General features: G+C 43.6%; 27 protein-coding genes. 13 read left to right on the top strand and 14 right to left on the bottom strand.

The annotated features are described in order from the left end of the window. Positions 1–26 precede the first annotated feature (26 nt). From hemH to htpG, 3 genes are all read right to left on the bottom strand, one after another. Positions 27–989 carry a ferrochelatase gene (gene hemH / locus AB4209_RS14255; protein ID WP_171733378.1) on the bottom strand — a complete coding sequence of 321 codons (963 nt, stop codon included), beginning with the start codon at positions 987–989 and terminating at the stop codon, positions 27–29. A 277-nt stretch (positions 990–1,266) separates the two neighbouring features. Then, entirely contained in the window at positions 1,267–1,911 is a 645-nt protein-coding gene (gene adk, locus AB4209_RS14250; protein ID WP_017062200.1) for an adenylate kinase, read from the bottom strand. 389 nt (positions 1,912–2,300) lie between these two features. Further along, a complete protein-coding gene (gene htpG, locus AB4209_RS14245) occupies positions 2,301–4,205 on the bottom strand; it encodes a molecular chaperone HtpG (RefSeq protein WP_372056262.1) in 1,905 nt (634 codons plus the stop codon). 271 nt (positions 4,206–4,476) lie between these two features. On the opposite strand from htpG, the gene AB4209_RS14240 reads away from it, so the two are divergent. From AB4209_RS14240 to AB4209_RS14230, 3 genes are all read left to right on the top strand, one after another. Next, positions 4,477–5,388 carry a transcriptional regulator gene (locus tag AB4209_RS14240; RefSeq protein WP_017063403.1) on the top strand — a complete coding sequence of 304 codons (912 nt, stop codon included), beginning with the start codon at positions 4,477–4,479 and terminating at the stop codon, positions 5,386–5,388. 1 nt (position 5,389) lies between these two features. Beyond that, a complete protein-coding gene (locus AB4209_RS14235; RefSeq protein WP_017063402.1) occupies positions 5,390–5,905 on the top strand; it encodes a regulatory protein ToxS in 516 nt (171 codons plus the stop codon). Between the two features lie 135 nt (positions 5,906–6,040). Then, a complete protein-coding gene (locus AB4209_RS14230) occupies positions 6,041–6,361 on the top strand; it encodes a SelT/SelW/SelH family protein (protein ID WP_017062204.1) in 321 nt (106 codons plus the stop codon). A gap of 24 nt (positions 6,362–6,385) precedes the next feature. On the opposite strand, the gene yfcE is transcribed toward AB4209_RS14230, so the two are convergent. From yfcE to AB4209_RS14205, 5 genes are read right to left on the bottom strand one after another with little or no spacing between them, the layout of a single operon-like run. Then, positions 6,386–6,931 carry a phosphodiesterase gene (gene yfcE / locus AB4209_RS14225; protein WP_372056260.1) on the bottom strand — a complete coding sequence of 182 codons (546 nt, stop codon included), beginning with the start codon at positions 6,929–6,931 and terminating at the stop codon, positions 6,386–6,388. Positions 6,932–6,978: 47 nt separating this feature from the next. Further along, entirely contained in the window at positions 6,979–7,386 is a 408-nt protein-coding gene (locus AB4209_RS14220) for a CBS domain-containing protein (RefSeq protein ID WP_017062206.1), read from the bottom strand. Beyond that, positions 7,383–7,733: a P-II family nitrogen regulator gene (locus tag AB4209_RS14215; RefSeq protein WP_017062207.1), complete on the bottom strand. Its 351-nt coding sequence runs from the start codon at positions 7,731–7,733 to the stop codon at positions 7,383–7,385. The genes AB4209_RS14220 and AB4209_RS14215 overlap by 4 nt, the downstream gene beginning before the upstream one ends. After that, positions 7,723–8,517: a DUF1538 domain-containing protein gene (locus AB4209_RS14210; RefSeq protein ID WP_017062208.1), complete on the bottom strand. Its 795-nt coding sequence runs from the start codon at positions 8,515–8,517 to the stop codon at positions 7,723–7,725. Before AB4209_RS14210 ends, AB4209_RS14215 begins: the two co-directional genes overlap by 11 nt. Continuing rightward, on the bottom strand, positions 8,514–9,248 hold the full coding sequence (locus AB4209_RS14205) for a DUF1538 domain-containing protein (protein ID WP_017072437.1): 735 nt from the start codon (positions 9,246–9,248) through the stop codon (positions 8,514–8,516). The genes AB4209_RS14210 and AB4209_RS14205 overlap by 4 nt, the downstream gene beginning before the upstream one ends. Positions 9,249–9,537: 289 nt before the next feature. Here AB4209_RS14205 and AB4209_RS14200 point away from each other — a divergent pair, with 289 nt between their 5' ends. The 6 genes from AB4209_RS14200 (at position 9,538) to AB4209_RS14175 (ending at position 14,652) form a co-directional block, all read left to right on the top strand. Further along, positions 9,538–10,452, top strand: a complete 915-nt coding sequence (locus AB4209_RS14200) for a TIGR01777 family oxidoreductase (RefSeq protein WP_372056258.1) — start codon at positions 9,538–9,540, stop codon at positions 10,450–10,452. 43 nt (positions 10,453–10,495) lie between these two features. Then, positions 10,496–11,323 (top strand): SDR family oxidoreductase, encoded by an 828-nt coding sequence (locus AB4209_RS14195; RefSeq protein ID WP_372056256.1) that lies wholly within the window; start codon positions 10,496–10,498, stop codon positions 11,321–11,323. Between the two features lie 396 nt (positions 11,324–11,719). Continuing rightward, on the top strand, positions 11,720–12,574 hold the full coding sequence (locus AB4209_RS14190) for a co-chaperone YbbN (RefSeq protein WP_372056254.1): 855 nt from the start codon (positions 11,720–11,722) through the stop codon (positions 12,572–12,574). Between the two features lie 196 nt (positions 12,575–12,770). Further along, positions 12,771–13,700, top strand: a complete 930-nt coding sequence (locus AB4209_RS14185; protein ID WP_017063395.1) for an SPFH domain-containing protein — start codon at positions 12,771–12,773, stop codon at positions 13,698–13,700. A 3-nt stretch (positions 13,701–13,703) separates the two neighbouring features. Further along, positions 13,704–14,153 carry an NfeD family protein gene (locus tag AB4209_RS14180; protein WP_017061926.1) on the top strand — a complete coding sequence of 150 codons (450 nt, stop codon included), beginning with the start codon at positions 13,704–13,706 and terminating at the stop codon, positions 14,151–14,153. Between the two features lie 319 nt (positions 14,154–14,472). After that, positions 14,473–14,652, top strand: a complete 180-nt coding sequence (locus tag AB4209_RS14175) for a hypothetical protein (protein ID WP_017061927.1) — start codon at positions 14,473–14,475, stop codon at positions 14,650–14,652. Positions 14,653–14,716: 64 nt separating this feature from the next. Here the strand turns inward: AB4209_RS14175 and cueR are convergent, their stop codons facing one another. The 6 genes from cueR to zipA form a co-directional block, all read right to left on the bottom strand. Continuing rightward, a complete protein-coding gene (cueR, locus tag AB4209_RS14170; RefSeq protein ID WP_017061928.1) occupies positions 14,717–15,109 on the bottom strand; it encodes a Cu(I)-responsive transcriptional regulator in 393 nt (130 codons plus the stop codon). A 93-nt stretch (positions 15,110–15,202) separates the two neighbouring features. Beyond that, on the bottom strand, positions 15,203–16,009 hold the full coding sequence (locus AB4209_RS14165; RefSeq protein ID WP_372056252.1) for a DUF2057 domain-containing protein: 807 nt from the start codon (positions 16,007–16,009) through the stop codon (positions 15,203–15,205). Between the two features lie 98 nt (positions 16,010–16,107). Further along, positions 16,108–17,253, bottom strand: a complete 1,146-nt coding sequence (locus tag AB4209_RS14160) for a porin (RefSeq protein WP_136973710.1) — start codon at positions 17,251–17,253, stop codon at positions 16,108–16,110. Then, positions 17,234–17,389 carry a hypothetical protein gene (locus tag AB4209_RS14155; RefSeq protein WP_004734257.1) on the bottom strand — a complete coding sequence of 52 codons (156 nt, stop codon included), beginning with the start codon at positions 17,387–17,389 and terminating at the stop codon, positions 17,234–17,236. The genes AB4209_RS14160 and AB4209_RS14155 overlap by 20 nt, the downstream gene beginning before the upstream one ends. A 389-nt stretch (positions 17,390–17,778) precedes the next feature. After that, positions 17,779–19,791, bottom strand: coding sequence for an NAD-dependent DNA ligase LigA (ligA, locus tag AB4209_RS14150; protein ID WP_372056250.1), 2,013 nt, complete (start codon positions 19,789–19,791; stop codon positions 17,779–17,781). A 92-nt stretch (positions 19,792–19,883) separates the two neighbouring features. Beyond that, entirely contained in the window at positions 19,884–20,927 is a 1,044-nt protein-coding gene (zipA, locus tag AB4209_RS14145; protein WP_372056248.1) for a cell division protein ZipA, read from the bottom strand. A 229-nt stretch (positions 20,928–21,156) separates the two neighbouring features. Here zipA and cysZ point away from each other — a divergent pair, with 229 nt between their 5' ends. The 4 genes from cysZ to ptsI all read left to right on the top strand — a co-directional run bounded on the left by cysZ (position 21,157) and on the right by ptsI (position 25,542). Continuing rightward, on the top strand, positions 21,157–21,915 hold the full coding sequence (gene cysZ / locus AB4209_RS14140; protein WP_029235129.1) for a sulfate transporter CysZ: 759 nt from the start codon (positions 21,157–21,159) through the stop codon (positions 21,913–21,915). Positions 21,916–22,152: 237 nt separating this feature from the next. Continuing rightward, positions 22,153–23,121 (top strand): cysteine synthase A, encoded by a 969-nt coding sequence (gene cysK, locus AB4209_RS14135; protein WP_017061934.1) that lies wholly within the window; start codon positions 22,153–22,155, stop codon positions 23,119–23,121. A 302-nt stretch (positions 23,122–23,423) separates the two neighbouring features. Continuing rightward, entirely contained in the window at positions 23,424–23,681 is a 258-nt protein-coding gene (locus AB4209_RS14130; protein WP_004734263.1) for an HPr family phosphocarrier protein, read from the top strand. 136 nt (positions 23,682–23,817) lie between these two features. Further along, the gene (ptsI, locus tag AB4209_RS14125; protein WP_017063391.1) at positions 23,818–25,542 is read left to right on the top strand and encodes a phosphoenolpyruvate-protein phosphotransferase PtsI; all 1,725 of its coding nucleotides are present in this window, start codon (positions 23,818–23,820) and stop codon (positions 25,540–25,542) included. Positions 25,543–25,600: the final 58 nt, after the last annotated feature.

The following is a 25,600-nucleotide window of genomic DNA, read 5'->3' as shown; positions in this document are numbered from 1 at the left end:
TGTTATCTATTCAATCGCCATATCAGTTAGCGATGAAGCGCCACTAGTTCAGCCATCATGTCGATGTGTGAGTCTCTGTCGTTCAGACACATAATGTAGCTAAAGTCCGAACCACCAGCGTCAATGAACGTCTCTTTACACTGGTCTGAAATCTCTTCCAACGTTTCCAAACAGTCAACCGAAAAGGCAGGTGCCATGATGTCGATCTTCTTGATGCCTTTACTCGGCAGTGACTCAAGTGTCTCGTCAGTGTATGGCTTCAACCACTCTTCTCGACCAAATCGCGATTGGTATGTCATTGTGATATCGTCCGCTGACAAACCTAACTCTGCCGCAAGCAGCTTTGTTGTCGCTTCACAATGCTGAGGGTAGATATCGCCTTCATCAGCCAGTCGCTTCGGAATACCGTGGAAAGAACACACTAAATGATCGGCTCTGCCATTTTTATCCCAATGACTGCGGACGCTTTCAGCCAATGCTTTGGCATAGCTTGGGTGCGCGTAGTAGTCGCGAATAAAGCGATAGCTCGGGATAACTGGCATCTGCTTAAAGGCTTTGGTTAAACCATCAGAAACCGCCGCTGTGGTTGTACCAGAGTACTGCGGATATAAAGGCAGTACGATGATGTCCTCAACGCCCTGCTCCATCAGTTGCTCAACACCAGTCTTTAGGCTTGGGTTGCCATAGGTCATACCCAGTGCAACAGGCATCTCTAGCTTCTTCTGGAGCTTTTCAGCTTGTCTTTGAGAGTACACAAGCAGTGGTGAGCCTTCATCCATCCAGACAGACTGATACAGCTTAGCAACTTTAGGCGAGCGAATCGGTAAAATCACCCCATGTAATATAGGACACCAAAGCCAACGCGTTAGGTTTACAACTCGCTTGTCGTGTAAGAATTCACTCAAAAATCGACGAACGCCAGCGGGGGTCGCCGAATCTGGAGTTCCTAAGTTCACCAGTAAAACACCCTGCTTTTTATTATTTTCCATAGATACCTGAGACCAATATGTGATTTTCTGGAAAGTAATATACTAATCTGCATAAGTTTAAGATCATTGCGCCTCAATGAAAGTCTGAATAATCACTCTTCATATGAGATACACAACATCCACTCTCAATTGCTAGCCACTGCCATCGGGTCTGAACCGTTCTGAATCATGTGCAATCAAATTATCTAGATTGGTATCGTACTAAAAATTGAAACAAAAAAAGCGACCCTTAAGGTCGCTTCCAATATATCAAATTCTAAAACTGGCTGTTAGCCAATTATGCTAGTGCTTTCTCAAGTTCTGCACTAACTTCAGCAACTTGCTTAGTACCATCAAACTTAAGGTACTGAGTGTTGCCTGCTTCAGCTTCTTTACCGTAGTAAGAGATTAGCGGAGCTGTTTGATCGTGGTATACACCTAGACGTGCACGAACTGTTTCTTCTTTGTCGTCATCACGTACCACTAGGTCTTCACCCGTTACGTCATCTTTACCTTCTTCTTTAGGCGGATTGTACACAGTGTGGTATGTACGACCAGAAGGAAGGTGAGCACGACGACCAGCCATACGCTCAACAATCACATCGTCAGCTACGTCAAATTCAACAACGTAATCAACAGCGATGCCCATTTCTTTTAGGCCATCAGCTTGTGGGATTGTGCGTGGGAAACCGTCTAGTAGGAAACCTTTCTCACAGTCATCTTGAGCGATACGCTCTTTGATAAGACCAAGGATAATTTCATCAGAAACTAGCTGACCAGCGTCGATTACTGATTTTGCTTGCTTACCAAGCTCAGTACCCGCTTTGATAGCAGCACGTAGCATGTCACCAGTTGAAATTTGAGGGATACCAAATTTGTTCATGATGAAGTTAGCTTGAGTACCTTTACCCGCGCCAGGAGCACCTAGAAGAATGATGCGCATGTTTAATCCTCTTATAAAATTATGATTTATACCGAAGCTCACTATCCCTCCATTCTTGCTCATTTTTAGGATGAACAGAAAGCGTTAAGTAACCATTGAGGCTAAGCAAAACTGTGAACAGAAGCAAAACGGTAAGTTTCGGTATAACGTTTAAAAATCATACAACTGGAGATAGTCGCTTCTTAGCCCCAGCTGATTAGGTCGAGCATTCTATCACATTAATATTCAATTTGGCTGAATTTACGACTAAAGAATGCATCGACAACATTTGTTGTGACGATAACGGTGACGTTGACCACGTTAGGTCAATTTTCAACGACGTTCATAAAAAAAAGCCCGCATTTGCGAGCTTTTTATTGTAATTGTTGGCTTAACCTAAAGTCGAAAGACTAACGCTTTGTTAGTAGCTCGTTGATTGCACCCAAGAATTGTGACGGATCTTCCATTGAGCCCTTTTCAGCCAGCATCGCTTGACCAAGTAGCAACTCAACCCAACGACCAAACGCTTGCTCGTCTGCTTCGTCAGCCATCTGTTTAACCAGTGCGTGCTCAGGGTTAATCTCGAAGATGTACTTCACTTCCGGTGCCGCTTGACCCGCAGCTTCAAGAAGCTTCGCCATTTGCGTGCCCATTTCGAAGTCGTCAGTCACAACAACCGCAGGTGTTGTTGCTAGCTTGAAGGTCGTACGAACTTCTTTAACACGACCACCTAGGTAAGATTGAGTGCGCTCTACAACAGATTTGAACTCTTCTTCTGTCTCTTTTTGCTTCTCTTTCTCTTCTTCACCTTCAAACTTGCTTAGGTCTAAGCCTGCTTTAGTGATCGATTGGAACTGTTTACCGTCGAAGTCAGTCAGGTAGTTCATTACGTACTCATCAATACGATCGTACATTAGAACCACTTCAATACCTTTAGCTTTGAACTGCTCCAAGTGTGGGCTGTTCTTAGCGGCAGCGTAGCTATCTGCTGTCAGGTAGTAAATCTTATCTTGGCCTTCTTTCATGCGCTCAACGTAAGATTCTAGGCTGATGGTTTGTTCAGCAGAATCCACTTCCGTTGACGAGAAACGAAGTAGACCAGCGATCTTCTCTTTGTTCGCCATATCTTCAGCCGGGCCTTCTTTCAATACTAGGCCGAACTCTTTCCAAAACTCTAGGTACTTATCATTGTCATTCTTCGCCATGCGCTCAAGCATAGTCAGTACACGCTTGGTACATGCGCCACGAAGAGACTGAGTTACCTTGTTGTCTTGCAGGATTTCACGAGACACGTTCAATGGCAGATCGTTTGAGTCAATCAAGCCGCGAACGAAACGCATGTAAGATGGCATGAACTGCTCTGCGTCATCCATGATGAATACACGCTGCACGTAAAGTTTCAAGCCACTCTTGTGGTCACGGTTCATCATGTCCCAAGGTGCTTTCGCTGGGATGTAAAGCAGGTTTGTGTAATCGTTCTTACCTTCAACCTTGTTGTGGCTCCAGGTTAGTGGATCAGCAAAGTCGTGAGATACGTGCTTGTAAAACTCTTGGTACTCTTCTTTCTCGATATCAGATTTGTTGCGAGTCCAAAGCGCTTGCGCCTTATTGATCTGTTCCCAATGTTTCTCTTCGGTGTCTTTACCTTCGTCATCTTTCACTGCTGTGAAGATAGAAACAGGAATACCGATGTGGTCAGAATATTTACCAATCACTTCACGCAGACGCCACTCATTTAAGAACTCTTTACCGTCTTCACGCATGTGCAGAACGATGTCAGTACCACGAGACTCTTTAGTGATGTCTTCGATTGTGTAATCGCCTTCACCTGCAGAGTGCCACTGAACAGCTTCATTGTTCGGCAGGCCAGCTGCACGTGTGCGAACCGTTACCGCGTCTGCGACGATGAATGCAGAATAGAAACCCACACCAAATTGACCAATCAGTTGAGAGTCTTTGCTTTGGTCTTCAGACAGCTTTGAGAAAAAGTCTGCAGTGCCTGACTTAGCAATCGTACCTAAATGCTCAATAACGTTGTCGCGGCTCATACCGATACCGTTATCAGAAATGGTTAACGTGTTTGCTTCCGCGTTGAAAGAAAGTTTTACACCTAGATCTGCATCACCTTGGTAAAGGTCACAGTTCGATAGAGCTTGAAAACGAAGCTTATCAGCCGCGTCAGATGCGTTAGAGATCAGCTCACGTAGAAAGATTTCTTTATTTGAATACAGTGAGTGAATCATTAGATGAAGTAGTTGTTTTACTTCAGATTGAAAGCCACGAGTCTCTTTATTTTGCGTTGCCGTTTCGCTCATTTTTACTCCAAAACATCTATACTTTATGTTGAATAATCATAGGGGCGTAACACTTGATGCCACTCTTCTGTTCATTAACATGAGGATGACAAATGTAAATTCAAGGTCAAAAATCATAAAAACACTGTTTTTTTTATCTGTTTTTATTATCCTTGAGCCTGATAAATATAAAAGAACATAAAATAAGCCATGATTTGGTGAAGAATTAACGGAACTTCACCTGAGATTTGTCTATTTCGCCCCCCAAAACAATCCAAAATAGAAGAATTCAATGAGTAATATCGGCACAAAGTTTATTCTCGCACAACGGTTCGTATTCGACCCAAACAGCAATTCACTTGTCGATCAAATGAGCGACGGTGAAGTCGTACGTCTTGGTAGCAATGAAAGCCGTATTCTCTTGATGCTGTCAGAAAGGCCTAATGAAGTTATCACTCGTAATGAATTGCATGAGTATGTTTGGCGAGACCAAGGCTTTGAGGTGGATGACTCAAGCTTAACGCAAGCCGTATCGACTCTGAGAAAGATGCTCAAAGACTCGACTAAATCTCCTGAATTCGTAAAGACAGTACCGAAGCGCGGTTACCAATTTATTGCGACCGTTGAGCGCTCTGCGCCACTGTCATCAAATGATCAGCCAGTAGCCGCTGAAATTGCAGAAAATGACGTTGAACCTATCCTAACGTTTGCAACGCCTGCAGCGACTGAACAAGCAATCACTGACACATTTGAACCTGAGCCAATTACAAAAGTTCAACAAACTAAAGTGGCAGTAGAACCAGCAACCGCTCCTGTTGTAGCTCCGGCTAAAAGCACCAATAAATGGTTAACATTTTGGTTACTGCTTGCCGCTTTCATCATGCCGATTCTCGTTTTAACGTTTACTACCCCGGTGGAGTCCGAGTTCACGGTTTTGACTGAAGTGGATGGTGTAAAGGTTCAATCACCGGTTAACCACCCAGACCTCAGCAGTTGGCTGCCAGCAATAGAAAAGTGTGTATTAAGTTACAACACGAGTCACACTGGTGTGTTAAAGCCGGCTGAAGTGATCGCTACAGGAGGACAAACCAATAACCTTGCCCTCAATTACATTCACCCGCAAGATTACTCGAGCGAAAATGTAACCCTAAGAATTTACGCAAACCAGTCGGATGTAAACGACATTTGTAACGGTGGTAAGTAACATGAAATTAAAAGTATCGATTATCTTACTGGTTCTATCGGCATTTTTGAGTGGTTGGCTATATTGGAGCAGCAATGCAAAAGTAGAGCGCTTGCTCACTCAGCATGAATGGCAGTCGAGAATGGTGACGCTGATTAGCGATAACAAGCAAGCTGACTCAATCGGCCCACTTCGTAGAGTTGAACTATCATCGAATGCGAAATACCTACCAAATGGTACATATTTAAGAATGTCAGTGGTTAGACTTTACGGTAATCAAACTGAGCCTGCGAATGTCATCAACATCTCTGAAACGGGTCAGTGGGATATTAACGATAACTACTTACTGGTTTCGCCAACGGAGTTTAAAGATGTGACCTCGGCTCAGCGCCAAGACTTTTCAGAAGAACAGCTAGAGCTGATCACTCAAGTCATTAAGATGGACGCAGAGCAAAGCCGCCGCATAGATATTGTTAACCCGAAGGCACTGCTACTGACTAGCTTAAATCATGGTTCTACCGTATTGTTTTCAAACTAAGATTGGATCGCTATTTACTGTTTATGAATAGCTGAATACCATGAAACGGTAAACCAATAGAAAAAAGGGGCATGAAGCCCCTTTTTTGTTAGCCGTTGGTATCAAATTACGGATGTAGCATTTTAAGGATTAACCATGAAAACGGAACAACCTAATCTGGCGCCAGCGAAAGAGACAGCAACAAAAGCCACAATCGCGATACACTATTGCCGTCAATGCAATTGGATGCTTCGCTCTAGTTGGTTATGCCAAGAGCTACTGCATACCTTCAGCGAAGAAATTGAACAAGTGAGCTTACACCCAGACACAGGAGGCAGGTTCGAAATCTTTTGTAATGGTGTGCAGATTTGGGAAAGAAAAGCAGATGACGGTTTTCCAGAGGCGAAAGTTCTGAAGCAAAGAGTACGAAACATCATTGCTCCAGACAGAGATCTCGGCCACGTGGACTCAAAATAAGCCTTTCACAGCCGATCCAATGATTTAAAGCTGACCACTCACGAGAACATCACCTTCAAGGCTAATGACTTTGAAGGTATTGTTTTCATAGATGCCATAGCTTGCCGCGTGTCCCTCTCGTGGGAATGTCACCGAGCTAGGGTTAAAGATAAAGATGTCATCTTGGTATTCGGCGACAGGAATATGGGTATGACCGTGTGCAATGATATCGCCCGCCTTCAACGCAGGGCGTTTATTGGTGTTGTACAAATGGCCATGCGTTAGGAAGATACGCTGGCCTGATTCTAATAGCACCCACGAGTAATCCATCATCATTGGAAAAGACAACAACATCTGATCCACTTCGCTATCGCAGTTACCACGAACGGCAATGATCTCTTGAGAAAACGCATTCAACTTATCTGCAACCGCCGGCGGGCTGTATCCTTCTGGAATCGGATTTCTTGGTCCATGATTCAGAATGTCACCCAATAGAACTAAATATTGCGCACCAGATGCTTGGTAGAGTTCTAATACCTTTTCTGTTGCTGGCAGCGAACCGTGTAGGTCTGAAGCAAAAAATAATTTCACACGTACTTCTCCATAAAATTTATGAGCCTATTGTACGTATCTAAATGCTACACGTCATCTCTCGCCATACCATTGATCACGATATTATTGTAACTAACCATACCGACTATCTTGTTATCACGAACTACTGGCGCACGACTGATACCAAAGCGTTCAAACAGGCGAGCGCAATACTTTACGTTCATCTCAGCAGACACGCTTAGCGCTGGCTTGGTCATGATCTCATAAACATTGGTTCGCTTTGGAGATCGGTTCTTAGCCAGTACTTTCTTGGCAATGTCATTCATCAATACGATGCCGTATTCGTCATCTTCGTGGCGTTTATCGACAATGATTGCCTTCACTTTGTGCTTTTTAGCCATCTCTATCGCTTCTAACACCGTGGTTAGCCCATCGATAATCACATACGTATTGGCCATGACATCGCCTACTCGGATCTTTTCACTGGTACTCATAGCTCATCCTCCACAACCTTTGTTAACGTCTCGACTTGATGCGCAACCCCGACTGCGTCTTCGATATCGATCTGCACCGCTATACCTTGTCCTGACTCCTGGTCAAACTCACCGACTTCGCCAATAGTTTCAAGAATATGCCTCGCTAAGTGTTCCTCAACCACAAACAGCAACACATCTTTTTGTACCTCTAGCGTTAGGCCAAAGAAGGTGGTTTTTTGGTTTAAGCCTTGCCCTCTGGCGTTGTTAATCACCGTTGCTCCAGTCGCGCCCGCATCACGCGCGGCATCGAGCACAGTGTCGGTCTTGCTCTCTTCTACAAACGCTAAGATAAGTTTAAAGCGCATCTTTGCTCTCCTTAGAGGTGTGTAAACGGTTTAACCATTGTGTTATTTGGGCATAGCCCATCACTGAAATGATGGGAAATAAGCTGGCAAAGGCGATCAACCCAAAGCCATCAATAACAGGGTTTCTTCCTGGTACGGTTGAAGCGAGTCCAAGCCCGAGCGCCGTCACTAAAGGGACTGTCACCGTTGATGTAGTGACGCCACCCGAATCGTAGGCCAATGGAATAATGAGTTTTGGGGCGTAAAAGGTTTGAATGACCACGACGACATAACCAAAAATGATGTAGTAGTGGATCGGGTCACCCGCAACGATACGGTAGCTGCCCAGTGAGATACCGATAGCAACGCCCAATGCCACGGCGATCCTCAGCCCATTGACGCTGATACTGCCACCGGAAACTTGGTTCGCCTTAATCGCTACAGCAATCAAAGAGGGCTCGGCTATCGTGGTGCTGAAACCAATACAAAACGCGAAAAGATAGACCCAGTAATAATCAAACCAAGCCAAAGCAAGACCAGAACTGATCTTAAACTCAGTCAAAAAACTCGGCTCGGTGAGTTGCATTGCCATCGTCTCCCCTAGAGGGAATAACGCGAGTTCCAATCCCATCAAAAAGAGTGATAAGCCAAGAATGACGTAGAAGAAACCGATCAGCACTTTGGCTAGGTTATTGACTGGCTTTCGTAATACCGCCAACTGAAAACCGAAGATGATGATCGCAATCGGGATCACATCCATCACAGTGCCGAGAAAGGTGTCGATAAATTGTTGAACACTGATCATGTCACCACCATCCCGTACACCATGACAAACATCATCGGCAGCAACGAAGCAAACGCGATCAACCCAAAACCATCTATCATCGGATTACGCCCTTTAATTGCCGAGGCTAAACCCACCCCTAACGCAGTTACTAATGGGACGGTGATCGTCGATGTCGTTACTCCACCAGAGTCATACGCAATTCCAATGATGTTTTCCGGAGCAAATGCAGTGAGCACGACCACTCCAATATATCCACCGATGATCATGTACTGGATTGGCCAACCTTTTAAGATTCTCAGCACACCGAGTAAAATAGCGATACCGACTGACAGTGCCACAGTAAAGCGCAGGCCATTGGCATACTGCTCCATTTCATCTAACGTATTGGGGATTACACCTCCCTCAGCTGCCACTTCTGCGGCTTCGGCAGCGACTGCGGTTAACGCTGGCTCGGCTATGGTGGTACCAAAACCCAAACAAAAAGCGAAGATCAATAACCAGAACACACTCCCCTTTCTGGCAAATGCTTGAGCCATCGATTCGCCAATTGGAAACAACCCCATTTCAAGGCCAAAGATAAAGAAAGTGAGTCCAAAAACGACGAGCACTAAGCCAGTCAGAATAGATAAAAGATGAGGAAGTGGCTCTTGTAAGACAGCAAGCTGGAAGAAAGCGATTACCGCCACGATTGGCAATAGATCCCTCAGGCTACCTAACATGGATCGAAACAAAGCAAGCACCGCCGTCATCGCAATTCCTTGTCGCTGATTATGAATTAATAATAATCATGGCAAATCCTTATCATTGCTTATGTGACAAATATTACGCAGTTGGTAACATATCCGAGTAAAGTGCATAAGTGTGATGACGGTACACATCCTGACTTGATGAATTTAATTTCACTCCTTTGTAAATTGAAAAAGGCGTAATTTGGGCATCACACGATTGAAACCTTATGATCGTTATAGTGATTTTTTCGTATTGATTGGCGACTAAAAACAAGCCATGTCTATAATTATGTTTAATAGGGAGATTGGTATGAAGATATTGTTAACGGGTGGTACTGGATTTATTGGCTCTGAATTGGTCAAGAGTTGGAACACTGACGACGTGACATTGCTGACGCGGAGTCCTGAAAATGCGAAGCAAAACCTAAATCACCTCAACCAGAACAACCTTCATTACATTCAATCCCTTGATGAGCTCAGTGATCTCAATGACTTTGATGTGGTGGTCAACCTCGCGGGTGAGCCGATTGCCGATAAGCGTTGGAGTACAGAACAAAAAGAGAGGATCTGTAACAGCCGCTGGCACATCACTGAAAAGCTGGTCGAATTAATTCATGCCAGTAGCAACCCGCCACACGCTTTTATTAGCGGTTCAGCCGTGGGTTACTATGGCGATCAACAGCAGCACCCGTTTGACGAGTCACTGCAAGTAGAAGATGAAAGCTTTCCTCATAAAGTCTGTGCCCACTGGGAAGAGATAGCCAAGAGAGCACAATCAGAAAGCACACGCGTGATACTACTGCGAACAGGGGTTGTACTTGGCGAGAATGGCGGCGCACTCAAGAAGATGCTATTGCCTTATAAACTCGGCGTCGGTGGTCCAATAGGTTCAGGTGAGCAGTACATGCCATGGATTCACATTCTCGATATGGTGAGAGCCATCAATCACTTGTTGTCACTCCCCCACGCTCAAGGGGAATTCAATATGTGTGCCCCTCACCCTGTGACCAACAAACTGTTCAGCAGCACGTTAGCGAAACAATTAGGCCGACCGCATTTCTTATTCACGCCGAAATGGGCAATGTCGATTCTCATGGGGGAATCATCTTGTTTGCTATTTGACAGCATTCGCTCCAAGCCGAAGAAACTCACTGAGATGGGATTCATCTTTAGTTACTCAAGAATCGAGCCAGCACTAAAAAACTTGTTACAACATCAAGACTAATTCTTTACCCTAGAGCGATAGAGACTCTAATAAAGGATTAAGTGTGAACAAGTCGATTCTGATTACCGGTTGCTCAACAGGTATTGGCTATACATGTGCTCATGCACTTCAAAAGCGTGGTTTTCATGTCATTGCATCTTGTCGTGATCCACAAGATGTTCAACGCCTTCAAGATGAAGGCCTCACCTGTATTCAATTAGATCTTTCCAACCAAGAAAGTATTGAGCATGGCGCCAAGCTTGCTATTGATCTCGCACCTAATGGATTGTATGGATTATTCAATAACGGTGCTTACGGTCAAGCAGGTGCGCTAGAGGACTTACCAACCCAAGGACTCAGAGAACAATTCGAAACCAACTTCTTTGGTTGGCATCATCTCGTCTGTCAGATCCTTCCACACATGCGCGAGCGTGGAGAAGGTCGGATCGTACAAAACAGTTCCGTATTAGGTTTTGCAGCCATGAAGTATCGTGGTGCTTATAATGCTTCTAAATTCGCGATTGAGGGTTGGACGGATACCTTACGATTAGAACTGCATGGCAGTGGTATACAGATCTCATTACTGCAACCTGGGCCAATTGAGACTCAATTTAGAACCAATGCCCTGAAAGCGTTCAATAAATGGATCAACATTTCTGGCAGCGCTCACCAAGACGCTTACCAACAACAAAAAGACCGACTCGAAAAAGAATCATCGAATAACGCTTTTGTTCTGCCTCCAGAAAGTTGTATTGAGCCAATATTCCATGCTCTCACCGCCGACAAACCCAAGCTAAGATACCGAGTTACGACCCCAACTAAAGTGTTCGCGGTATTGAAAAGGATCCTACCGAGTCGCTTGCTAGACCCTATTTTGAGAAAAGCTGCATAAAATACTAACTTTGAATGCAGAGTTGCAAACTTTAATGTAACGATGTAATTTTTCCGTAACATTAAGATGTCATGCTTATCCTATCCCATCAGTTATTCCCAATTGATGGTTCTACTCTGGAAATCTCATGACTTTAAACCGACTTAATTGGGTAGGTGTGGGTCTGGCAATTACGCTGTTTATACTGTTTTGAGTATCTCACGCAACGCCTCACTGACTACCTCGATGATAACGCTATGCCTTCCATGTTGAGATAACAACTCTATCAACATCGAAGCATAGCGTTTTTCTATTTTTGGTTCTTTTTATCCGAGATAACCGAGTTAGATCTTGAAGTTACCGACTAACCCCCCCATATTTGCAACGTATCCACAAAACAAACCTCAAGGAACGTAAATGCAATCTCCGCATATTGTTGAACTTAATGAGCAGAACTTTCGTCAAGTATTAGAAGGTTCGATGCAGACCCCTGTACTCATCCATTTTTGGGCACCAATGAGCCAAGAGAGCGCCCAAGTCATTCCTGAACTGCAAACTTTAACTCAGCAATACAACGGTGCCTTCACCTTAGCCCTGCTCAATTGCGAACAAGATCAAGCTATTGCTAGCCAGTTTGGTGTTCAAGCACTGCCCACTATTGCACTGTTTGTTAATGGTCAGCCAGTCGATGGGCTCGGTGGCCCTCAAAGCATAGAAGCTATTGTCGATATGCTCAGCAAACACCTTCCTAGCCAAGATGAACTTGCTTTGCGTCAGGCTCTTGAGCAAATGCAAGCTGGCGAGCACACACAGGCACTAGCAGCAATGCAGCAACTTCCAGCAGAGCTGACGAATAAAGGTGAAGTAAAACTGGCGATCGCAGAGTGTTTGTTAGAAACACAACAATTTGACCTTGCTGAAACTCAGCTAGCAACTATCCCTCTTGAGTACCAAGACAACTACTACAAAGGCTTAGTTGCAAAGCTTGAACTTCATAAACAAGCAGCAGACAGCCCTGAAATACAAGCATTAGAAGCCGCTCTTCAGCAAAATCCGAGCGACGCTAAAACAGCATCTGAATTAGCATTGCAATATCACCAAGTGAACCGCAGTGAAGAAGCTATGGATCTATTATGGTCTTTCCTAGCCAAAGATCTTAATGCTCTCGATGGTGACATGAAGAAAGAGTTCATGGACATCTTGAGTGCGCTTGGACAAGGTAACCCAGTTGCCAGTAAGTACCGTCGACAACTGTACTCTCTGCTTTACTAGTTAAACCTAAAAAGCCGTAGATTAAACATCGAAAATTGACAATTCAATCAATTAGTTTATCGCATAATAGAATGCAAATGGGCCATAAAATCAATGATTTATGGCCCATTTCTCGTTTATAAATTTGCTCAGAATTTAAATATGAGCCAGTATCAATACTGAACTATCAAAAACTCAAACTTGCAAAGGATTTTGTATGCCTATTGATACCTTGATTACTATCGGCGTCTTTACTGCCGTCGCACTGTTATTTATCTTCGCTGGCGTAAAAACCGTTCCACAAGGCAACAACTGGACCGTTGAACGCTTCGGGCGATACACACACACCCTTAAACCGGGTCTTAACTTAATCATTCCATTTATTGATAAAGTTGGACAGCGCATCAGCATGATGGAGCGTGTTCTCGACATCCCAGCACAAGAAGTCATCTCCAAAGATAATGCAAATGTGGTTATCGATGCGGTTTGTTTTGTTCAAGTTATCGACGCGCCTAAGGCAGCTTATGAAGTGAATGACCTTGAACATGCGATCCGTAACTTAACCCTCACCAATATCCGTACTGTGCTTGGCTCGATGGAACTGGATGAGATGCTGAGTCAGCGTGACATGATCAATACCAAGCTACTGAACATCGTTGATGAAGCGACAAACCCTTGGGGCGTAAAAGTCACCCGTATCGAAATTAAAGACGTACAGCCACCAGCAGACCTTACTGCTGCGATGAATGCCCAGATGAAAGCCGAGCGTAATAAACGTGCTGATATCTTAGAAGCAGAAGGTGTACGACAAGCTGAGATCTTGAAAGCAGAAGGCCACAAGCAATCAGAGATCCTGAAAGCAGAAGGTGAGAAGCAAGCGGCAATATTGCAAGCAGAAGCCCGTGAGCGTGCCGCAGAAGCAGAAGCTAAAGCGACAGAAATGGTATCAACGGCAATTGCGCAAGGTGACATGCAAGCGGTCAATTACTTCATTGCACAAGGTTACACCGACGCATTGAAATCTATAGGCCAAGCTGAAAACGGCAAGATCATCATGCTACCACTCGAAGCAACTGGCCTTATGGGTTCTGTAGCGGGTATCGCGGAGATGTTTGCACATAAGAATGACAAAGGTAGTAAGGACTAACTTATGGTCGAATTACTAGAACAAGTAAACCACTGGCATTGGTTAGCGTTTGGTCTAGCATTGTTAGCGCTTGAGCTAATTGGAACCGCTGGTTACTTTTTATGGATAGGCATATCTGCCATGCTGGTCGGTGCACTTTTGGGTGCTCTACCAATTGGTTGGCAGATGCAATGGCTGTCCTTTGCTAGCTTCTCTCTTATTACCACTTGGTTGTGGTGGAGAAGACAACTCTCGAATGACAAGCAATCGGATGCAGGGCGAGAGTTAAACCAAAGAGAAAAGCAATTGGTAGGTCAAACCGTTATTTTAAGTGAAGACGTAAAGAAAGGTAGCTGTCGAATTAAGTTCGGTGACTCTTCTTGGTCAGCAAAGGCCAGTCAAGATATTCCATCTGGAACCGAAATTAAGATTGTCGCTTTAGACGGAATCGTTCTAATAATAGAACCTTTATAAACAAGAGCTATATGAAGCCTGCATTTTCAATAAATGCAGGCTTTTTCTATTTTTGAACCTTAATAATATTCGAATTATCATTGCGATAGATTGAATTGAAAAAAAAATAAGTTCTTATTTCGTAAAGCTAAAAAGTTTGATTGAGCTAAAAAGGTATAAGAAAGCCAGATTTCTTACCCAATATATATATGAATAGTTAACCTTACTCTCGCTTATTTATAATTATTAAAAATGTTAAGTCCGTCCAATTTTTGAAATTTTCTTTTCCTTGTCCATACTTTCAATTATCTCAATTAGAGATAAACCTAATGGAGTTTGTATGAGACATTTTTTAATAATTCTAACGGCTATTTTCAGCTTGTCATTTGGAAGCGCTCTAGCGAGCAGTCAGTCTCCTGGTAACGGAAACATGGGGCCTATCGTTAAGTGTTCAGATGGTAACGCAGTCACTCATGTACCACTGTTGATCTGTAAACATTACGGCGGAAAGGTGCTGTGATAGGTGATTAAAGTCAGGCTAGTAATGAAATTGCTGCCTGACGATTATTTAGAACTGGAATAACCTAACTGCGGCCAGATAGATTATTCAAGATAGGACATTCCGTTGAAGTATCTCCAGGGCAGTCATGTACCCAAGATTGTAGCTGCACCTTCATCTTGTTTAACTCCGCAAGCTTCAACTCTATTTCATCTAACTTCTGAGTAGCCTTCTTCTTTACTTCGTAGCTTTGTCTGTTGGGATTCATTGCCAACTCAACCAGTGACTTACACTCATCGAGAGTGAAACCAACCATTTTAGCTCTCAAAACGAACTCTAACTGTTCGATATGAATCTCGCCATATTGCCTGTAACCATTTTCTGATCGGTGCGGTGGGCTCATCATGCCTTTACTTTCGTAAAAACGAATGGATTTCGCTGTTGTACCAACACGTTTCGCTACTTCACCAATATTCACAATCTTACCTGTAAGCCTAAAATGAAAAACCGCAGTACTGCTGTTATACAATACTGCGGTTGAAAAACATAGCTAGAGACTTACGTTAGAAGCCTACTCTTGCTCTAACAGCCAAATCATAGTTTGAGATTTTTCTTCACTGTCTAGCTTATTGAACCAGTATGAAACCATTTCGATCTCTTTTGAGCCTTCTAGTAATGCTGGGTTAGCGTTCTTACGGTTCTTGAATGCCCAATCTGTTACTGCAGATTGCTCTTCTTTGGTTGCTTCACCATACCAGTAATTCACCATCTCTTGTGCTTGTGATGCTTTTGGCTCTTCAGCAACTACTGCTGCTACTGGAACAGCCGCGACTGGAGCAACCGCGATAGCTGTATGATTATTTGCACCGTTATAAATTGTGTCGATATACGCTTTCGGCAAAATGAAAGTTGTACTCATCACTGAGTTTTGGCCTTCAAGCGTAAATTCTAAATTCTTTTGTCTTGCTTGCTGAATATCAGCGTCACTTAATGGAAACTTAATATATTGAGTCTTAGTACAGTGCTCGCTGCAGCTTTCTCTTGGTACTTGTCTATCTTCTAATTCTATCGTTTTACCAAAAAAACTAACCGTTTCGTACTCTTTGTAACTTTGGAAGTAACTCACGTCCATAGTAATTGAAGATTCTGGGGCAGTATTTGGTGTTACTTCTTTATTGTATGTAAAGTAAAGCGACGACTTGAGAATGTCTGCGCCTACATTTGCTCTATTTTCTGCTACGTAAGATTGACCGGTTACTTTAATGTAACCACCTTTGGGCTGTACATCCGCCACTGAATCTGCAAAATTGCTTTGTGAATCAAGTGAACTACAAGCTCCCAAAAATAATGATAATACAACTACACTAACTTTATTCATTATGACTAATTCCTTATGTTCACTATGGAAAAACGCTGGCAAAAAGATTTACCAGCGTTTTGATTTTAATTTAACTGTTTTAAGCAGATAACTTTAACTTAGAAACCGTACTCAAGACCAATGCGAGTTACGATATCTGATGAAACCTCACCGCGGTCATTGTCAGTAAAGCTACGGCTTGCTACACGTAGATAAGGTACAAAGCCATTATCCACGTACATAAGTTGACCAGAGATAGTATCACTCTTATCTGTTGCGCTCGCTTTTAGAGAAGAATTTGAAGCAGTTGTTCCAGATAACTCTGCATCATCATTCGCTGCGTAGCCTAGTTTAAAGCCCCATGGACCATTCCAGTATTGGCCAATAATAGAGTATGAGTCTTGAGTATATTTGCGAGAACCGTTATCAATTTCTTCGCCTTTGTATGCTGCTGCAATACCAAAGCCTGCTGGTAGGCTTGCTTCAAAGCCTACAATATAAGCGAATGTATCGTCTTTATAACCATCTACTGCAGCTGTACAATCAGGTGTACCTGGTGCATCAGGGTCAAATACACAAGACTTTGCTGTATCTCCAACAACACGAGTACCAGACTCAACACCACCCATAAATGTTACTTTTTCAAAGCTGTACTTAGCGCTCGCGCCAAAGAATTCTGAATCACGAGTCGCCGCGCCACCACCATTGTCGTTATCATCACGACCAACAGAAGCTGCAAAAGAGAAACCACCGAATTTTGGCGAATCGTAACGAACTTGGTTAGATTGACGATCGTAATGACCGTTGATACCGCCCCAATCGAATACAGAACCTAGACCAGGGTTAGAGAATGGCCAATCGACGATTTCGTATAATGGCGTAAGAACACGACCCACACGTAGATTACCCCAAGAGCCAGAAGCGCCAACGAAAGTATCACGGAAACCAAGCACACCACCTGAAACGCCGCCATGACCCCAGTCTGTGCTATCTACGTAGCCAGATTCAATCTGCATTGTAATTAATACGTCATCAAACATATCTTTATGAGCACGGAAGCCGATACGAGATTCATTCTCTACAGCGTAGCCACTGCTCGCATCATCTTGATCTGTTGTGTTGTAGTTAACTAGAGAGATAGCTGCAACACCGTATACGTCAACGTTGAAATCAGAGTTGATACCAACTTCTTTCGCCATTACGCCTGTCGATAAAAGTGCAACCGTTGCACCTAGTAGAGTACGTTTAAAAAATTTGTTTTCCATGGAATAAAACTCCTAAAAATGGATATAGCTGTTTGAATATTCCCCGCCTAAAGTTGGCCGCCGTAGAGAGAAATACCTTTTCTTGTTTGAGAACCCTAAACTCTGAATTCTCTATTTCCTTTCTGGTTATACACATCATGTGCATCCATGGCATTAAGACTAACTTCGCCCTCAAAAAGATCAATGAGAACTTAATTTTCATCTAAAAAAATATGAGTTGGTGCAAATTTAATAGGTACTTAGTGATCCAGATCGATAAATAGAAAAATCCTCACCAAAACAAAATCAATACCAATAAATTCAACAACTTGAGGTAATTATCACTTTGTAAAAATAGATATGACTCGCAATTATGATACAACTAGAATGGTATTTCATTAATGTTGAGCGGCATCACTGTCCCTTTTTGAGAGTTCGTATAGGTACAAAATTCTCAACAATTAAAAAGGCATCTAATTTGCAGCAGACACAAAAAAAGCACTCCCTTTAAAGGAGTGCTTTTGAGCTTTTTTTACCTTGGTTTACTTACGAAATAAGTGCAATTAGATCTTCTTCTGTTCTTATTTCGATACCTAAATCTTGTGCTTTAGTCAGTTTAGAACCAGCGGCTTCACCCGCGAATAAGATATCCGTTTTCTTAGACACGCTACCGGTTACTTTTGCACCTAAAGCCTGCAAAGCGGCTTTCGCTTCACTACGACCTAATTGCGACAATGAACCCGTCAACACAACCACTTTACCTTCTAACGGTAGATCTTGGTCATCCGCAACAGCTTCGATTGCAGGCCAGTTAACACCAAGCTCTAGCAACTGCTCGACTACAGCTCTGTTTTTCTCCTGCGAGAAGAAGCTCGTGAGGTGACTTGCTACGATGTCACCAATATCTGACACTTCAACTAACTGTTCATGGGTTGCTGCTTGAACCAACTCCAACGTCTTGAAGTGTTGAGCTAAGTTCATAGCCGTCGCTTCACCGACTTCACGAATACCGAGTGAATAGAGGAAACGTGCTAACGTTGTGTCTTTGGCTTTATTCAGCGCACTCACCACATTTTGCGCCGATTTAGGCCCCATACGATCAAGAACTGTAATTACGCCCGCGCTAAGCTTGAACAAGTCAGCGGGCGTTTCTACCATTTCACGGTCCACAAGCTGCTCTATCACTTTTACGCCAAGGCCATCGACATCCAACGCCTTTCTCGACACAAAGTGCTTAAGCGCTTCTTTACGCTGTGCCTGACACACTAGACCGCCAGTACAACGCGCTACAGCTTCCCCCTCGACACGCTCAACCGTAGAGCTACATACAGGGCAAGCATCAGGGAAAACAATGTCTCTAGCCGTTTCAGGGCGACGATCTAGTACAACAGCCACAATTTGCGGAATAACATCACCTGCACGGCGAATAATAACGCTGTCGCCTACCTTCACGCCTAAACGCGCAATCTCATCGGCATTGTGTAAAGTGGCATTGCTGACTGTCACGCCACCAACGAAGATAGGTTCAAGTTTAGCAACCGGCGTAATAGCGCCAGTACGGCCCACCTGAAATTCAACGTCATTGAGCAGTGTAATCTCTTCTTGAGCTGGGAACTTATAAGCAATTGCCCAACGTGGCGCTCGTGCAACAAAGCCAAGTACTTCTTGAGCCGCGATATCGTCGACTTTGATAACAACGCCATCAATCTCGTAAGCCAGAGCATCACGACGAGTCATAATATCTTGGTAATAGGCTTTCACGTCTTCGAGAGAGCTCAGTTGCTTAGTCTCGGGGCACATAGGTAAGCCCCAACCTTTAAGCTGTAAAAAGCGTTGGTAGTGACTATTTGATAGCTCAGCGCCTTGTACAACACCGACACTGTATGCGTAGAAAGCTAGCGGACGTTTCGCAGTAATACGAGAATCAAGCTGACGCAGGCTACCTGCGGCGGCATTACGTGGGTTAACAAATACTTTCTCGCCTTTCTTCAACGCCATCTCATTCAACTTATCGAAACCCGCTTTTGGCATAAACACTTCGCCACGAACTTCAATACGCTGCGGCCAGCCTTCACCTTGTAACTTAAGTGGGATAGAGCTGATCGTACGCACGTTTTCAGTGATGTTTTCACCCGTCGCACCGTCACCACGTGTCGCAGCCTGAACTAAAGTACCATTCACATAGAGCAAGCTAACTGCAAGGCCATCAAGCTTAGGTTCACAACAGAAAGTCTTGAGGTTTGCGGTTGGAGCTCTATCAGACATTCGCTTATTGAACGCATCCAAATCTTCATCAGAGAAAGCATTGTCCAGAGAAAGCATTGGGATCTCATGAGTCACTTGAGTGAAACCATCGAGAGGCTGACCACCAACGCGTTGGCTCGGAGAATCTACCGTCACTAGCTCTGGGTTCTCTTCTTCGATCTTTAGCAATTGCTGCATTAATCGATCGTACTCGACATCAGGGATCTCAGGGCTATCTTCTACGTAATAACGAACGGCGTGATAATGCAGAGTTTCTCTTAACTGCTCTAAGGTAACTTGAATCGATTCTTTCATATCATTCTCTATCGTGATTGAAATATCAAAAAGGGCTCCCTTAGGAGCCCTTTTCTATAAATATAGATTATTTACAAGGCTAAACAATACGGCTAGGCATTCGATGCCGTCATAAAGTCTCTGATTTGCTTGCGGTAGTCAGATAAGCGGTTTGGTGTCATTAAGTTGCGTGACTCATCTAATACGTTTCCGCCCATATCGTCGGCAATTTTCTGCGCCGCACTCAGCATCACATTGAAGTTTTGATCAGCTTGACCATAACAAGGCAACGTCATAAAGAACGAAATGCCTTTAGTCGTGAAGTCAGCAGGATCATCGTGTTCTAGTGTTCCTGGCTGCATCATGTTTGCTACGCTGAAAATAACCTTTGGTGCGTCTGTAGATTGTGCAAAGCAGTGGTAGATAGACATCTCACCATAAGTTAGACCGTTGTTTTCCATGCTGCGGAAAAGCTCAGTGCCCACGAATGGGATCTCTCCAGCACAGTGAACATTAAGAACGATCACTTCTAAACCAAGTTCTTCATCTGGTTTTGCTTCTTCAACAGGCGCGCTTTGTGGAGTCACGACTTCTTTCGCAACAACGGGCTCTCTTTGAGTAAGCGTTTCGTTTGGAACGACTGGCTCATCAACTGTTTCAGAAGGCTCTTCAAACGAACCGTACTGCACTTTAAAGCCGGCATGGTTTTCTTTTTGCTCGTCAGTCAACTCAAAGCTTGGAACTTCAGGCTCAACGTCCTTCTCTTCCTCAATCACTTCAGGTTCACTTTCAACCTTAATTGGGTCTTCTACGCTGAAAGAAGGAAGATCATTTAATTCGATATCATCTTCGTAAGCTTCTTTCGCTTGTGGCGCTGTTAGCGGATCTGAGTCGATCAGCGGATCAGTATCAGAGGGTGAAACAGCAAAATCCGGCTCTTTACGTTCTTTTCGGATTATCTCAAAATCATCTTCTGGGGCGAATGAACGGTTTGGAATAGTTTCTGCTTCATCTAAGCTGTCGTTATCAAGCTTACCGAGCGGCTTATCTCCAAACTTTGCTTTCCCTTCTTTTTTACTCGTCCATAGACCATGGAACAATAATGCGGCGATAGCTAATGCGCCAACAATAATGAGTACAAATCGCAATTCCTGCATTTTTCGCTCTCAGCTTTCTTAGTCAACTAGCTATAAACACGCTGTCACTAAGTTGGGTTAATTTGGCTAATCTCACTACTCTATCAAAAGTAGCCACTGTTTTAGAACAACTTAATACAATTAGTTCCTTACATGGTGTGATTTTCACCACGCTTTTTTTCTTAATTTCGGTCGAGTACACTAGACATGTTTGCTATTTAACCAAATTCACATGTGACCTAATTTAAATATGACTATTGAATCTGTTCCCCGCTCCGGCTTTGGCTATTTTATTTTCGGAATAAAAATCGCTTTATCACCGAGCATTCGTAAGTTTGTACTAATGCCACTTATCGCGAACGTGTTACTCGTTGGTGGTGCCTTGTTTTATATCTTCTCCAACCTAAACACTTGGATTGAAGGTTGGATTGGTGCATTGCCAAGTTTCTTGTCGTGGTTGTCATACATTTTATGGCCATTACTTGTGTTAACCGTCTTGGCCACATTCTCGTATTTCTTTAGCACGCTCGCTAACTTCATTGCCGCACCGTTCAACGGTTTACTCGCGGAAAAAGTTGAAGAGTTGTTGAGCGGTAAAAAAGTTAATGACGATGGTTTACTTGATGTCCTCAAAGATACCCCACGTATATTAGCGAGAGAATGGCGCAAGCTTGTCTACATTCTGCCAAAAGCGATCGGTTTATTCCTACTTTTGTTAATTCCAGCACTAGGGCAAACCGTTGCTCCGTTTTTATGGTTCATTTTCACAGCATGGATGTTAGCGATTCAATACGCCGACTACCCGTTCGATAACCATAAAATCAAATTTGATGACATGAGAAACAATTTGAAACAAAAACAAGGCAAGAGCTACAGCTTTGGCGCGCTTGTTTCTGTGTTCACCACAATTCCAATTCTAAACCTGATCGTAATGCCCGTTGCCGTTTGCGGCGCGACGGCAATGTGGGTTGCTGAGTTTAAAGACCAAGCTCTGCGTTCTCGTCTATAATTCTCGTCTATTACCCCGCCTATACTTCCTAGTTTCGCCTATCTTTTTGAAGTTCTGATTTCAATAAAGATAGGCGTGAATTCTGCTACATATCTATATGATATAACTTTTTAATCCTTTTACCTTTTTTTCAACTTGTTTAATCTAAATTCAAGCTGAATAAACATCGTAAGACACTAGACGGTAAAGTGATTGATATACTACGTTTAGTTCTGTCATTAAATGAAGGAATATCGCATGAGCAAGATCTACGAAGACAACACCCTAACGATTGGTAACACACCTCTAGTCCGCCTTAACAAAGTAAGCAAAGGTAACGTCCTAGCTAAGATCGAAGCTCGTAACCCAAGCTTCAGTGTTAAATGTCGTATCGGTTCAAACATGATCTGGGAAGCAGAAAAAGCGGGTACGCTTAAGCCAGGTATCGAGCTTGTTGAACCTACCAGTGGTAACACAGGTGTTGCACTTGCATTCGTAGCAGCAGCACGCGGTTACAAACTAACGCTAACTATGCCTGAATCAATGAGCCTAGAACGTCGTAAGCTGCTTAAAGCGCTTGGCGCAAACCTAGTGCTGACTGAAGCACCAAAAGGTATGAACGGTGCGATTGCTAAAGCAGAAGAGATTGTTGCTTCAGACCCAGACAAGTACCTACTACTTCAACAGTTCAACAACCCAGCCAACCCACAAATTCACGAGCAAACGACTGGTCCTGAAATTTGGGAAGCAACAGACGGCGAAATCGACGTGTTTGTAGCGGGTGTTGGTACGGGCGGTACTATCACAGGTACAAGTCGTTACATTAAAGGTGAAAAAGGCAAAGCGATCACTTCAGTAGCGGTTGAACCAGCAGAGTCTCCAGTGATTGCACAGGCACTTGCAGGTGAAGAAATCAAACCAGCTCCACACAAAATTCAAGGTATCGGTGCAGGTTTCATCCCTGGAAACCTAGATTTAGAGATTATTGACCGTGTTGAATCGGTAACTTCTGAAGAAGCGATTGAGATGGCTCAACGCCTAATGAAAGAAGAAGGTATTCTTGCAGGCATCTCATCTGGCGCGGCAGTTGTAGCAGCAAACAGAATCGCCGAACTACCTGAATTTGCAGGAAAAACTATCGTTACTGTACTACCAAGCTCTGGTGAGCGTTACCTAAGCACAGCCCTATTTGCTGGCATCTTTACGGAAAAAGAGAACCAACAATAATATGTGGTCAAATCAATTTTTCGTCCAAAAAAGCCCCGTTTAGGGGCTTTTTTGTTGATCCCTGCCCCACCTTTGGTAATATCGGGTCTGTTTTATTTTTCGCTTCAAAATAAAAGAAGCAATAAACAAATTCTGAAAGTCATGAGTACTCAGCAAAAGACGACCATGGCTGGATAAAAATTTATAACCAGTCTAAGTTCTAACACGAACATGGCGTACTAGCCTCTAGCGCATTTGGGCTAAAGCAGTTAAGCTAATCTGGTTACAAACTTACAAAAAATAAATTAATTGGGGTATATAAAATGTACGAGAAGCAAGTAGAAATCACAGCAGAAAACGGTCTTCACACTCGTCCAGCTGCACAGTTCGTTAAAGAAGCAAAATCTTTCGACGCTGACATCACAGTGACTTCTAACGGCAAAAGCGCTAGCGCGAAAAGCCTGTTCAAACTACAAACTTTAGGCCTAGTAAAAGGTACTAACGTTACTATTTCAGCTGAAGGTCCTCAAGCTCAGCAAGCAGTAGACCACCTAGTTGCTCTTATGGATCAACTACACTAATACGGTCTCCTTCTTTCAAAGCCATTTTGCATAGCAAAGTGGCTTTGTTCGAAATAGATAGGAATAAGCGCGACATTAGTCGACGACTTAAAGTCACACACTCTCCCGTTTACAGTTGAACAACTAAGGTAAGGCTATGATTTCAGGCATCCTAGCATCTCCCGGTATTGCTTTCGGTAAAGCACTACTACTTCAAGAAGATGAAATTGTCCTAAACACTCAATCTATCTCTGACGACCAAGTTGAAGCAGAAGTACAGCGTTTCTTTGACGCTCGTAACAAATCTTCTCAACAGCTTGAAGTTGTTAAGCAAAAAGCACTTGAAACTTTTGGCGAAGAAAAAGAAGCAATCTTTGAAGGCCACATCATGCTGCTTGAAGATGAAGAGCTAGAAGAAGAGATTTTAGCACTCATCAAGAAAGAAAAAATGCACGCAGACAACGCGATCCACACTGTGATCGAAGAGCAAGCTTGTGCGCTTGAATCTCTTGATGATGAGTACCTAAAAGAACGTGCAACTGATATCCGCGATATCGGTACTCGTTTCGTTAAAAATGCTCTAGGCATCAACATTGTATCTCTATCAGACATCAGTGAAGAAGTTATCCTAGTAGCTTACGACCTAACGCCATCTGAAACTGCACAAATCAACCTAGACTACGTTCTTGGTTTCGCTTGTGACATCGGCGGTCGTACATCTCATACTTCAATCATGGCACGTTCTCTTGAGCTTCCAGCTATCGTTGGTACTAACGATATCACTAAGCAAGTTAAGAACGGCGACATGCTTGTGCTAGACGCGATGAACAACAAGATCATCATCAACCCTTCTGAAGCTGAACTAGCAGAAGCTAAGAAAATCAAAGCAGATTTCGAAGCAGAAGCGGCTGAACTAGCAAAACTAAAAGATTTACACGCTGAAACTCTAGACGGTCACCGTGTAGAAGTTTGTGGCAACATCGGTACAGTAAAAGACTGTGACGGTATCCTGCGTAACGGCGGTGAAGGCGTTGGTCTGTACCGTACTGAATTCCTATTTATGGACCGTGACGCGCTTCCTACTGAAGAAGAGCAATACGTTGCTTACAAAGAAGTAGCAGAAGCAATGGAAGGCGAGTCAGTGATTATCCGTACTATGGATATCGGTGGCGACAAAGACCTACCATACATGGACCTTCCACAAGAGATGAACCCGTTCCTAGGCTGGCGTGCAGTACGTATCAGCTTGGATCGTCGTGAAATCCTACGTGACCAACTACGTGGCATCTTACGTGCATCTGCACACGGTAAACTACGTATCATGTTCCCAATGATCATTTCTGTTGAAGAGATCCGTGAACTGAAAAAAGCAATCGAAGAGTACAAAGTTGAACTTCGCGCTGAAGGCCTAGCTTTCGATGAAGAAATCGAAATCGGCGTAATGGTTGAGACTCCAGCAGCTGCTGCAATCGCACACCACCTAGCGAAAGAAGTATCTTTCTTCTCTATCGGTACTAACGACCTAACGCAATACACTCTTGCGGTAGACCGTGGTAACGAAATGATTTCTCACCTATACAACCCACTATCTCCTGCTGTTCTTACAGTAATCAAGCAAGTGATCGACGCATCACACGCTGAAGGTAAGTGGACTGGTATGTGTGGTGAGCTTGCTGGTGATGAGCGTGCAACGCTACTTCTTCTTGGTATGGGTCTAGATGAGTTCTCTATGAGCGGTATCTCTATCCCTAAAGTTAAGAAAGTAATCCGTAACTCTAACTTCGCTGAAGTTAAAGCTATGGCTGACGAAGCACTATCTCTACCAACAGCTGCTGAAATTGAAGCTTGCGTAGAAAAGTTCATCGCTGAGAAAACTCAGTAATCGCCAATCGCTTAATAACGTTAGACGGCTAAAAATAGTCGTCTAATTTGTTAGATTG

It is taken from the genome of Vibrio sp. 10N.286.48.C11 (assembly GCF_041469805.1).
Classification (GTDB): domain Bacteria; phylum Pseudomonadota; class Gammaproteobacteria; order Enterobacterales; family Vibrionaceae; genus Vibrio; species Vibrio crassostreae_C.
This window is presented reverse-complemented; position numbering and strand designations above follow the sequence as displayed.

Bases quoted from the DNA above. Each gene is read 5' to 3' on its own strand.
- AB4209_RS14240 (WP_017063403.1), top strand. From the start codon at position 4,477: ATGAGTAATATCGGCACAAAGTTTATTCTCGCACAACGGTTCGTATTC.
- AB4209_RS14190 (WP_372056254.1), top strand. From the start codon at position 11,720: ATGCAATCTCCGCATATTGTTGAACTTAATGAGCAGAACTTTCGTCAA.
- cysZ (WP_029235129.1), top strand. From the start codon at position 21,157: ATGACTATTGAATCTGTTCCCCGCTCCGGCTTTGGCTATTTTATTTTC.
- AB4209_RS14230 (WP_017062204.1), top strand. From the start codon at position 6,041: ATGAAAACGGAACAACCTAATCTGGCGCCAGCGAAAGAGACAGCAACA.
- AB4209_RS14155 (WP_004734257.1), bottom strand. From the start codon at position 17,389: ATGTGTATAACCAGAAAGGAAATAGAGAATTCAGAGTTTAGGGTTCTC.
- AB4209_RS14180 (WP_017061926.1), top strand. From the start codon at position 13,704: ATGGTCGAATTACTAGAACAAGTAAACCACTGGCATTGGTTAGCGTTT.
- AB4209_RS14220 (WP_017062206.1), bottom strand. From the start codon at position 7,386: ATGAGTACCAGTGAAAAGATCCGAGTAGGCGATGTCATGGCCAATACG.
- AB4209_RS14165 (WP_372056252.1), bottom strand. From the start codon at position 16,009: ATGAATAAAGTTAGTGTAGTTGTATTATCATTATTTTTGGGAGCTTGT.
- AB4209_RS14215 (WP_017062207.1), bottom strand. From the start codon at position 7,733: ATGCGCTTTAAACTTATCTTAGCGTTTGTAGAAGAGAGCAAGACCGAC.
- ligA (WP_372056250.1), bottom strand. From the start codon at position 19,791: ATGAAAGAATCGATTCAAGTTACCTTAGAGCAGTTAAGAGAAACTCTG.
- AB4209_RS14205 (WP_017072437.1), bottom strand. From the start codon at position 9,248: ATGACGGCGGTGCTTGCTTTGTTTCGATCCATGTTAGGTAGCCTGAGG.
- cysK (WP_017061934.1), top strand. From the start codon at position 22,153: ATGAGCAAGATCTACGAAGACAACACCCTAACGATTGGTAACACACCT.
- hemH (WP_171733378.1), bottom strand. From the start codon at position 989: ATGGAAAATAATAAAAAGCAGGGTGTTTTACTGGTGAACTTAGGAACT.
- ptsI (WP_017063391.1), top strand. From the start codon at position 23,818: ATGATTTCAGGCATCCTAGCATCTCCCGGTATTGCTTTCGGTAAAGCA.
- htpG (WP_372056262.1), bottom strand. From the start codon at position 4,205: ATGAGCGAAACGGCAACGCAAAATAAAGAGACTCGTGGCTTTCAATCT.
- AB4209_RS14160 (WP_136973710.1), bottom strand. From the start codon at position 17,253: ATGGAAAACAAATTTTTTAAACGTACTCTACTAGGTGCAACGGTTGCA.
- AB4209_RS14200 (WP_372056258.1), top strand. From the start codon at position 9,538: ATGAAGATATTGTTAACGGGTGGTACTGGATTTATTGGCTCTGAATTG.
- adk (WP_017062200.1), bottom strand. From the start codon at position 1,911: ATGCGCATCATTCTTCTAGGTGCTCCTGGCGCGGGTAAAGGTACTCAA.
- AB4209_RS14130 (WP_004734263.1), top strand. From the start codon at position 23,424: ATGTACGAGAAGCAAGTAGAAATCACAGCAGAAAACGGTCTTCACACT.
- AB4209_RS14175 (WP_017061927.1), top strand. From the start codon at position 14,473: ATGAGACATTTTTTAATAATTCTAACGGCTATTTTCAGCTTGTCATTT.
- AB4209_RS14185 (WP_017063395.1), top strand. From the start codon at position 12,771: ATGCCTATTGATACCTTGATTACTATCGGCGTCTTTACTGCCGTCGCA.
- AB4209_RS14235 (WP_017063402.1), top strand. From the start codon at position 5,390: ATGAAATTAAAAGTATCGATTATCTTACTGGTTCTATCGGCATTTTTG.
- zipA (WP_372056248.1), bottom strand. From the start codon at position 20,927: ATGCAGGAATTGCGATTTGTACTCATTATTGTTGGCGCATTAGCTATC.
- AB4209_RS14210 (WP_017062208.1), bottom strand. From the start codon at position 8,517: ATGATCAGTGTTCAACAATTTATCGACACCTTTCTCGGCACTGTGATG.